This window comes from Roseicyclus sp. (genome assembly GCF_965662675.1).
GTDB lineage: Bacteria > Pseudomonadota > Alphaproteobacteria > Rhodobacterales > Rhodobacteraceae > Roseicyclus.
The window spans coordinates 1-9,876 of record NZ_CBFIIK010000102.1; the positions used below are offsets into that span (position 1 = coordinate 1).

The 9,876-nt window shown below is 63.2% G+C and carries 8 protein-coding genes; 6 read left to right on the top strand and 2 right to left on the bottom strand.

What is annotated here, in order from left to right; translation table 11 throughout:
• On the bottom strand, nt 1-412 hold a 412-nt coding region (locus ACTG4J_RS12740; RefSeq protein WP_439140062.1), incomplete at its 3' end, for a shikimate kinase.
• 146 nt (nt 413-558) lie between these two features.
• On the opposite strand from ACTG4J_RS12740, the gene ACTG4J_RS12745 reads away from it, so the two are divergent.
• The 6 genes from ACTG4J_RS12745 (at nt 559) to ACTG4J_RS12770 (ending at nt 7,840) form a co-directional block, all read left to right on the top strand.
• Nucleotides 559-684, top strand: a complete 126-nt coding sequence (locus ACTG4J_RS12745; RefSeq protein ID WP_439140063.1) for a hypothetical protein — start codon at nt 559-561, stop codon at nt 682-684.
• Nucleotides 674-2,245, top strand: coding sequence for a hypothetical protein (locus tag ACTG4J_RS12750; protein WP_439140065.1), 1,572 nt, complete (start codon nt 674-676; stop codon nt 2,243-2,245). Before ACTG4J_RS12745 ends, ACTG4J_RS12750 begins: the two co-directional genes overlap by 11 nt.
• Nucleotides 2,242-3,180, top strand: coding sequence for a tyrosine recombinase (locus tag ACTG4J_RS12755; protein ID WP_439140067.1), 939 nt, complete (start codon nt 2,242-2,244; stop codon nt 3,178-3,180). Before ACTG4J_RS12750 ends, ACTG4J_RS12755 begins: the two co-directional genes overlap by 4 nt.
• Before the next feature lie 138 nt (nt 3,181-3,318).
• Entirely contained in the window at nt 3,319-4,656 is a 1,338-nt protein-coding gene (locus tag ACTG4J_RS12760; RefSeq protein WP_439140069.1) for an HlyC/CorC family transporter, read from the top strand.
• A gap of 96 nt (nt 4,657-4,752) precedes the next feature.
• Nucleotides 4,753-7,170, top strand: coding sequence for a GcvT family protein (locus ACTG4J_RS12765; protein WP_439140071.1), 2,418 nt, complete (start codon nt 4,753-4,755; stop codon nt 7,168-7,170).
• 76 nt (nt 7,171-7,246) lie between these two features.
• Entirely contained in the window at nt 7,247-7,840 is a 594-nt protein-coding gene (locus tag ACTG4J_RS12770; RefSeq protein ID WP_439140073.1) for a nucleotidyltransferase family protein, read from the top strand.
• A 78-nt stretch (nt 7,841-7,918) separates the two neighbouring features.
• Here the strand turns inward: ACTG4J_RS12770 and ACTG4J_RS12775 are convergent.
• On the bottom strand, nt 7,919-9,876 hold a 1,958-nt coding region (locus tag ACTG4J_RS12775; RefSeq protein ID WP_439140075.1), incomplete at its 5' end, for a Hint domain-containing protein.

Here is a 9,876-nt window from a genome sequence, read left to right on the forward strand (position 1 = left end):
TGCGCAGCAAGGGCCGGGTATTCTTGTGACGCACCCTTTGCCATAACAGCTCCAGATCCGCCTTGAGCCACAGCACAACGGCATTTTCCGTCAACAAGGCGCGATTGGCCTGAGACATCCACGCCCCGCCACCTGTCGACAAGATACACGGCGGTCCCGCCAAAAGCCGCGCGATGACGGCACTTTCCTTTTCGCGAAAGAAGGGCTCGCCGTAGCGCGCAAAGATCTCGGCGATGGAAAGCTGGGCCGAGGATTCGATCTCGGCATCCGAGTCGCGGATATCAACATCAAGCTGCTGCGCCAGAACGCGGCCCACGGCCGTCTTGCCCGCGCCCATCATACCAACCAATACGACACTGCGCAGCAGCCGCGCATGGGGCATTTTCGGCAAGGATGTGGTCGTCTCGGTCATTTGTTCAAAAAATTCTTCGGTGACTGGCGCAATTTCGCCTCGCATGGCTTATAAGGAAATCAGAACGGCGGCAAACGCCGATCCGCGACCTTTCCATGAAAGGCCAGCGGGCCAACGACAAGGCAAAGGCAAAGAGCATGCGGCGCGTGATCAGATTTCTTGTGGTGGTTCTCCTTCTGGGGGTGCTTGGTTTGATCGGCTATTCCTATTCAGGATACCTCGTGCCGGCGCAGCAAAGCGTGACCGCCCCGGTGGAACTCGATGTCGATTAAGCAGGCTATGATCGGCTTGGGCTGTGCGGTTTGGCTGGCGATCCCCGCGCAGGCGCAGCTCGCCCCAGCTCAAGGCAGCAACGGGGCCGCACCCCCGATGCCCGATCTGCCCGTCATCGCCGCACCTGATTGGCTCTCCGATACAGTCACCCGCCCGCATGCCAATGTCGCAACCTCTGTCGTCGCCCCCAGCATCAGCGTCATGCCACTGGGCGCGCTCTCACTTGACGCGGTCGGGCTTTTGCCGCCCAGCATCACCGGCTTGCCGCCGGGCCTTTGGGGCATGTCGGAACCCGAGACCTTGGCGCGGTTGCTGCGCGCCCAGCCGATCGAAGGGCTGCCAGCGGTCCAGAGCTTTACCCAAACACTTGCCTTGGCCGAGCTTGATCCACCGAACCAAGACCCGAACGATGCGGCGATGCTGTTCTTGGCGCGCATCGATATGCTTTTGGCACGCGGCGCCCTTGATCAGGCACAAGCCTTGATCGAACGCGCCGGCCCCACAAGCCCACAGGTGTTTCGCCGCTGGTTCGATGTCTCCTTGATGACCGGGCATGCCGACCGCGCCTGTCAGGCGATGGCGGCCAATCCCGACATCGCGCCCACCTTGCCCGCCCGCATCTTGTGCCTCGCGCGCTCGGGCGATTGGGCGGCAGCCGCGCTCAGCCTCGACACGGGCTTTGCACTTGGACGATTGACCGAGGCCGAGGCCGATCTGATCGCGCGCTTTCTCGATCCCGAATTATTCGAAGGTTCCGCCCCCCTCCCCCCCGATCCGGGCTTGACCCCGCTCAATTTCCAGATGCGCGTGGCCATCGGCGAACGCCCCGCAACCACTGGCCTCCCGCTGATCTTCGCCCATGCCGATCTGTCCGATCTGGCGGGGTGGCATGCGCAGCTTGACGCCAGCGAAAGGCTGATGCGCGCGGGCGCAATCTCGGCCGGACAATGGCTTGCGATCTATACATCACGGGTGCCTTCGGCATCGGGCGGGGTCTGGGACAGGGTGGGCGCGCTACAACGCTTCGATGCCGCGATCTTGGCGGGCGACCCGCTGCAGGCGGGCGCACGATTGACCTCTGCCTTTGCGGCGATGCAGGCCGCGGGCCTCGAGACCGCCTTTGCCGAGATCTATGCCGAGCGGCTGCTGCGCCTGCCCTTGGTCGGTGAAACCGGCTTGCTGGCCCGCAGGATCGGCCTGCTCTCGCCACTTTATGAAGTCGTCGCGCAATCGGCGCTTCCGCAAAACCGCGCGGAGGCGTTTCACTTCGCCATCGCCCGCGGCCAAGCCGCTTCTCCGCCGCCCGAGGCCGATCTGACAATGCGCGCCGTGGCCGCTGCCTTTACCGATCCCACCCCCGCGCATCGCTATGCGTGGTTCGTGGATAATGATCGTTTGGGTGAGGCGATATTGCGCGCCACGCTGGTGCTTTCGAACAAGGCACGCGACCCATCCGACATCACCGATGCCCTCGCCTTGCTGCGCAGCGTCGGGCTCGAGGATATCGCCCGCCGCGCCGCGCTGCAGCTTTTGTTGCTGACCGAGGCCCCACGCCAATGACCGCCGCTACGCATCGGCGCTGGATCGCGACATTTCTCGCGGCAAAGGCCGCCGAACAAGGTGCCGCGCGCAATACACAGCTGGCCTATGAGCGCGACCTGCGTGATGTGCAGGCCTATCTGGAACGACGCGGCAGCGGCTTTGCCGACGCCGACCGCGCCATGCTCGAGGCCTATCTCACCCAGCTCGATGCCGCAGGACTCGCCCCCGCAACCCGCGCCCGCCGCCTCTCGGCGATCAAGCAACTCTACCGCTTCGCCCATGAAGAAGGCTGGCGCAGCGACAATCCCGCCTTGCAGATCAAGGGACCGGGCAAACGCATCACATTGCCCGATACGCTTGGCATGGCCGAGGTCGATGCCTTGCTTGCGGCCGCTGAAACCCATGGCAAAACCGCCGCCGAGCGCGCGCGCAACACCTGCTTGATGCAACTTCTCTACGCCACCGGCCTGCGCGTGTCGGAACTGGTCAGCCTGCCTGCCAGCGCGGTGCGCGGCGCGCCCCAGATGCTGTTGGTCCGCGGCAAGGGCAACAAGGAACGCCTCGTACCGCTGTCGCGCCCTGCACAGGCGGCGATCACGCTCTGGCTTGGCCACCGCGATGCCGCCCAAGAGATCCGCAAACTGGAAAGCGGTACCAAACCATCGGCTTTCCTGTTTCCGTCCCACGGGGCGGCAGGCCATATGACACGGGTGCGGTTTTTCACCTTGATCAAGGCGTTGGCCGCCACAGCCGGGCTCGATCCCGCCCGCATCACACCCCATGGCATGCGCCATGCCTTCGCGACCCACCTGTTGCACAACGGCGCCGATCTGCGCGCGATCCAAACCCTGCTCGGCCATGCCGACATCGCCACGACCGAGATCTACACCCATATCCTCGATGACCGCCTCAAGCGACTTGTCCTCGACAACCACCCCCTCGCCAAAGACTAAGCGACTTCTTCGTTTCAAAAATATCCCGGGGGGAAGACGCCAAAGGCGGCTGGGGGGCAGCGCCCCCCTTGCAACAGCACCGCCTTTGCCGATGCGCCGCATCTTGAAGCAAACGCCGCCAAGCCCCATAACCGCGGCATGGAAAACACCATCCCCGAGACTTTCGCCGGCCTGTCCGACCCTGCGACATGGATCACCGCCGCGGTGATCGTGCTGCTGCTGTTATGCTCGGCCTTCTTTTCGGGCTCGGAAACGGCGTTGACCGCGGCATCGCGCGGCAAGCTGCGCTCGATGGCCGACCGAAGCGAGGCAAGCACGCAAGGTGCGGAAAAGGCATTGTCACTCAAGGAAGATAGCGAGCGGCTGATCGGCGGGATCTTGTTGGGCAATAACTTGGTCAACATTCTCGCGACCTCGCTTGCCACGGCACTGTTCACCACCCTTGTCGGCGAAGGCGGCGTGGCGCTTGCAACCTTGGTGATGACGGCACTTGTCCTCGTCTTTGCCGAGGTTTTACCCAAGACCTATGCAATCAACGACCCTGAACGGACCGCCTCGCGCGTCGCCCGCCCCATCGCGCTGGTCATCGCGGTCATGGCGCCCGTCGTCGCCGTGGTGCGTTACGTCGTGCGCGCGGTCTTGGCGATTTTCGGTGTCCGGATCGACGCGGGCGCCAATATGCTCTCGGTCCACGAAGAGATCATGGGCGCGCTTTCGCTCGGCCATTCCGAGGGGCGCGTCGGCAAAGAGCAGCGCGACCGGCTTTTGGGTGCGCTCGATCTGCATGAGCGCACCGTGGAAGAGATCATGCTGCACCGCTCGGGCATCGAGATGATCGACGCCGATGCCGAGCCCGAGGATATTCTCAGCCAAGCGCTGCAATCGCCCCATACCCGCCTGCCCGTCTATCGCGGCGATCAAGAGAATATCGTGGGCGTCGTCCATGCCAAGGATCTCTTGCGCGCCATCGACCAGCTGGTGCGCGGCCCCGATGCGCAGGGTATCGACGGGATCAAGGGCTTCAAGATCACCGATGTTGCGGTCAAACCCTATTTCATTCCCGAAACCACCACGCTTGACGATCAGCTCAAGCAATTTCTCAAGCGCCACACACATTTCGCGCTCGTGGTCGACGAATACGGCGCGCTGCGCGGCCTGATCACGCTCGAGGATATCCTCGAAGAGATCGTGGGCGAGATTACCGATGAATTCGACATCCCCGACGCGCCCATGCTGGCCCCCGCGGCCGATGGCAATTTCGTGATCGACGGGGCGATGACGATTCGCGACTTCAACCGCGCAACCGAGTTTCAACTTCCCGATGACGAGGCCAATACCGTCGCGGGCCTTGTCATCCACGAGGCGCAGACCATCCCCTCGGTCGGCCAATGCTTCAGCTTCCACGGCTTCCGCTTCGAGGTCGCCGAACGCGACCGCAACCGGCTGACCAAGCTCAAGGTGCGCAAACTCGGCTGACGGGGCGGTGCGAGCAAGCCAGCTTTTGTCGCTTTTTGACATGCGGGCCCCCGGCGGCCCTGCATTTGATGCGCCAAAGCGGGACAGGAGGATCACATGAAAACCACAACGCGTGTCTGCATCATCGGCGGCGGCGTCGTCGGCTGTTCGGTTGCCTATCACCTGACCAAGCTGGGCTGGTCGGATGTGATGCTGCTCGAACGCTCGGAACTGACCTCGGGTTCCACCTGGCATGCGGCGGGGGGGTTTCACACGCTGAACGGCGATACCAATATGGCCGCATTGCAAGGCTATACCATCCGCCTTTATCGCGAATTGGAAGAGCTGACCGGCATGTCCTGCGGTCTGCATCATGTGGGTGGCATCACGCTTGCCGACACGCCCGAACGCTTCGACATGCTGAAAGCGGAACGCGCCAAGCATCGCTACATGGGCAATGACACCGCCATCATCGGCCCAGACGAGATCAAGAAACTATCACCCATCACCAATGTAGATGGCGTTTTGGGCGCACTTTACGACCCGCTCGATGGGCATCTGGACCCGTCCGGCACCACGCATGCCTATGCCAAGGCCGCGCGGATGGGCGGGGCCGAAATCGTGCTGCACACAAAGGTCATCGCCACCAACCCCCGCCCTGACGGCACTTGGGATGTGGTAACCGACAAGGGCACGATCCATGCCGAGCATCTGGTCAATGCCGCGGGCCTTTGGGCGCGCGAGGTGGCGGCGATGGCGGGCTGCTACCTCCCGCTGCACCCGATGGAGCATCAGTATATCGTGACCGAAGAGGTGCCCGAGATCATGGCGATCCTCGATGCGGGCGCCGAGCATCCGCATGTGATGGACCCGGCCGGCGAAAGCTATCTGCGCCAAGAGGGTCGCGGGCTGTGCATCGGCTTTTACGAGCAACCCTGCCGCCCCTGGGCGGTCGATGGCACGCCTTGGACCTTTGGGCATGAGCTGTTGCCCAATGATTTCGACAAGATCGAGGATAGTATCGCCTTTGCCTATCGCCGCTTCCCGGTGCTGGAACGCGCGGGCGTGAAGTCGGTGATCCACGGCCCCTTTACCTTTGCCCCCGATGGCAACCCGCTGGTGGGCCCCGTGCCGGGCTTGCGCAACTACTGGTCGGCTTGCGGCGTGATGGCGGGGTTCAGCCAAGGTGGCGGTGTCGGTCTGATGCTGGCGCAATGGATGATCGAGGGCGAGGCCGAGCGCGATGTCAGCGCGATGGATGTTGCCCGTTTCGGCCGCTGGATCGGGCCGGGCTACACGCTGCCCAAGGTGATCGAGAACTACCAGACCCGCTTCTCGGTGGTTTATCCCAATCAGGAATTGCCCGCCGCACGGCCACATCGCACCACGCCCATCTACGCGACATTCGACGCGATGGGCGCGGTCTGGGGCGCGCAATACGGGCTTGAGGTGGTCAATTATTTCGCCGCCCCCGGCGAGGTGCGGTATGAGACGCCCAGCTTCCGCCGCTCCAACGCATGGGAGGCGACCGCGCGGGAAGTCAAGGCGGTGCGCCAAGCCGTCGGCATCAACGAGTTGCAGAATTTCGGCAAATACGCGGTCACGGGCCGTGATGCGCGCGCATGGCTTGACCGGATCATGGCGGGCCGCATCCCCGCGCCGGGGCGGCTGTCGTTGACGCCGATGCTGTCGGAAAAGGGCAAGATCATCGGCGATTTCACCGTCTCCTGCCTGTCGGAGACAGAGTTTCAGCTGACCGCCAGCTATGGCGCGCAAGACATGCATATGCGCTGGTTCGATGCCCATCTTTCGGGCGATGTGCGGGTGGTGAATGTCTCGGACCGGCGCACGGGCTTTCAAATCGCGGGGCCGCATGCGCGCGATCTTTTGGCCTGTGTCACAAGCGCCGATGTCGCGGCCGAGGCTTTCCGCTTCATGGATGTGCGGCGCATGGTGGTGGGGATGTCGGACGCCATCGTACAACGGGTGAGCTACACTGGCGATCTGGGCTATGAGATCTTTGTCGACGCCCTGGAACAGCGCGCGCTCTGGCAGGCGCTTTGGGACAAGGGTCAGGCGTTCGGGATCACACCCTTCGGCATGCGGGCGATGATGTCGCTGCGCCTCGACCGCTTCTTCGGGTCGTGGATGCGGGAGTTTTCGCCCGATTATACCGCCGCCGAAACCGGGCTTGACCGCTTCATCCAGTTCAAGAAAAACACCGATTTCATCGGCCGAAGCCTAGCCGAGGCCGAGCGTACCAGCCCCCCTGCCCGCAAACTGGCCCATTTCGTGGTGGATGCCGCCGATGCCGATGTGGTGGCCTATGAGCCGATCTGGCTTGACGGTGCGGTGGTGGGGTTCTGCACCTCGGGGGGGTATTCGCATTGGACGGGCCAATCCGTCGCGACGGGTTTTCTACCCAGTGAACGCATCGTCGAGGGCTTGGCCGTCGAGATCGAGATCTTGGGCGAGATGCGCAAAGCCCGCGTTGTTTCAGCGCCGCTTTGGGACGATCCACGCATGCGTGCATAAAGCCGGGTTGTGCGCCTTCGGCGCAGCGCCGCTTTGGCGGCTTGACCAGATCACCCATGCCTGCGCCTATGCGGGCATGACCACGCCGACAATACTTCTGCTTGCCGCTGGCCGTTCATCTCGCATGAAAGGCCGCGACAAGCTGTTGGAGGATATCGACGGCCAGCCGTTGTTACGCCTGATGGCGGCGCGCGCTTGCAAGGCCGGGGTGCCGGTGCGCGTGGTGCTTGGCCCCGACCAAGCTGCACGGCATGGCGCGCTTGCCGATCTGGCGGTCGAGATCGTCACCGCCACCGAAGATGACGGTATGGCCGCCTCGATCCGGGCCGGTATTGCCGGGCTGAATGGGCCGGTGCTGCTCGTCTTGGCCGACATGCCCGAGATCACGGCACAAGATCTTTACCTCATGGTCTCGCTTGGCGCCCATGCACCAACCGCCATCTTGCAAGCCGCAACCCGTCAAGGCCAGCCGGGTCATCCTGTCCTGTTTCCTGCCGATCTCTTGCCTGCATTGGCCCAATTGCGAGGTGACCAAGGCGCGAAAGCGATCCTTGCCAATGAGGCTGCGCGGGTGAACCTTTTGCCTTTGGCCGACGCGCGGGCCAGCGTCGATCTCGATACGCCAGAGGATTGGGCGCTCTGGCATGAAGCGCGAAACCGGAAAGCATAGAAAAAGGGCGGCCGCATGCGACCGCCCTTCCCTGTCCGTGTCTTGAATGACCGGGGTTCGCACCCCGGCCCTCTTGGATCACAGCTGCAGCAGTTTCGCCTCATGCGCCTTCAGCGCGCGGCGTGCGGCGGCGTAATCGGCCACACCCTCGGCGGTCGCAAGCTCGGGGAAGAGCGCCACGATTTCATCGCGCGCATCTTGGCCCATCGCACCCAAGGTCTGGTCGCCCGGCTGGAAGCTTTCGGTCCATGCCCCATCCGACAGCACGACCTCGTGACGGTCGAACATGAAGTGGATGTAGGTGGTCCGAAGGGTCTCCATCGTCTGGATCGCCATGTTGTTCACCAGATGCTTGGCCGCGACCAAAACCTCGCTCTCGTCGAAGTAGAGCTGGGTCCGATCACCCGCGATCAGCAAGCGGTGCTGCGGCGAGACGACCATATCGCGCTCGGGCAGACCTTGGCCAAGGCTTCCAGCCTTGATCAGGATCGGCTTGAGGCTGGGATTGCGCGCCAACTCCTGACGGCTGAGCGTCCGGTTCCCGACCCAACGGATCTCTTGGATACCATTGTCACGCGTGATCACCCGATCCCCTTCGCGCAGGGATTCGACCGGCACCTCGCCCTTCGGCGTCGCGATCAGCGTGCCGGGGGTGAAGCAGGGGATGACATTCTCGATTTCAGCGAAGGTCAACGTGCCTGCGACAGTCGTCTGGGTCGCATCGGTGAAGAAGGTGACCGTGCCGCTTTCGCCCACACCCGATGTCGCGTCGAAGGTCGGATCGGTATCGTCATAGTCGATCCGCAGCGGGCCGCTTCCCATCAGGTCCAGCGTGTCGACATCATTACCGTCGGCATCCTCGCCGCCGAAGATGGTGTCGCCCAGACCCTCGGTGAAGACCTCACCATTCGGGGCGGTAAAGGTGCCGACAAGGAAGGTGTCGTCACCGATATCACCCGACATGTCATCCGCGCCTTGGCCGCCGATGATCACGTCATCGCCACGCCCGCCCGAGATGACATCGTCATCGACACCGCCATCGATCGTGTCGTTCCCGTCACCGCCGAAGATCGAGTCGTCATCATCGTCGCCGAAGACAAGATCGTTGCCGGCGCCTGCATCGATTGTGTCTTTCCCGTTGCCCGGAAGCGGATCGGGCAGGATCGACGAGGCATCGACAAGGTCGACGTCATCGACCAAGGCCGGATCAACCCCGCCGAAGATCGTGTCGTCACCACCGCCGGCAATGATCTCGTCATTGCCTTCGTTGCCGACGATGCGGTCATTTCCGTCGCCGGTCACGATGCTGTCGTCATCAAAGCCGGCATCGATGACGTTGTCGCCACCCGTATCTTCGATCAGATCGGCATCGTCGCCGGTCAGGATCGTGTCATTGCCAGCCCCGGTGAAGACCGTGTCACGGTCGTCATTCGGGTCTGCATCCGGGCCGCCGAGGAAGGGCAGGCCAAGATCGGGGCGACCATCGACACCGGCATTGATCAGGTTGTCACCTTCCAGATCTTCGATGAAGTCGTTGCCCGAATTGCCGTTGAGCGTGTCGTTACCGGCATCGCCATAAAGCTCGTCATCGCCCGAGCCACCCGAAAGCGTATCCGCCCCGGCCCCACCGAACAGCGTGTCGTTGCCTTCCGCGCCGCCCATCGAGTCGTTGCCATCACCGCCATCGACAAGGTCGTTGCCCTCGTTGCCACGCAACTCGTCATCGCCGTCACCGCCCAGAACGGTGTCGTTGCCCGCGCCACCGGTGACAAGATCGTCACCCGCGCCGCCGTCAACGATATCATCGCCCTCGGCACCATTGACGACATCGTCACCGAGGCCACCATCGACCGTATCATTGCCACCTCCGGCATTGATCGTGTCGTCGCCACCATTGCCGTCGATCACATCGTCGTCATTGGTGATCTGGTCACCGCCGCCATCGGTCGGGGCGTTGCTGTCGTCATAGCCCAGACCCATCTCTTCGCCCGTCTCTTCGCCGTCGACCACCCCATCGGGGGCCGCCGGCGGCAGGA

Coding starts and splice junctions, on each gene's coding strand:
- ACTG4J_RS12750 (WP_439140065.1), top strand. CDS start 674: ATGTCGATTAAGCAGGCTATGATCGGCTTGGGCTGTGCGGTTTGGCTG.
- ACTG4J_RS12755 (WP_439140067.1), top strand. CDS start 2,242: ATGACCGCCGCTACGCATCGGCGCTGGATCGCGACATTTCTCGCGGCA.
- ACTG4J_RS12760 (WP_439140069.1), top strand. CDS start 3,319: ATGGAAAACACCATCCCCGAGACTTTCGCCGGCCTGTCCGACCCTGCG.
- ACTG4J_RS12765 (WP_439140071.1), top strand. CDS start 4,753: ATGAAAACCACAACGCGTGTCTGCATCATCGGCGGCGGCGTCGTCGGC.
- ACTG4J_RS12770 (WP_439140073.1), top strand. CDS start 7,247: ATGACCACGCCGACAATACTTCTGCTTGCCGCTGGCCGTTCATCTCGC.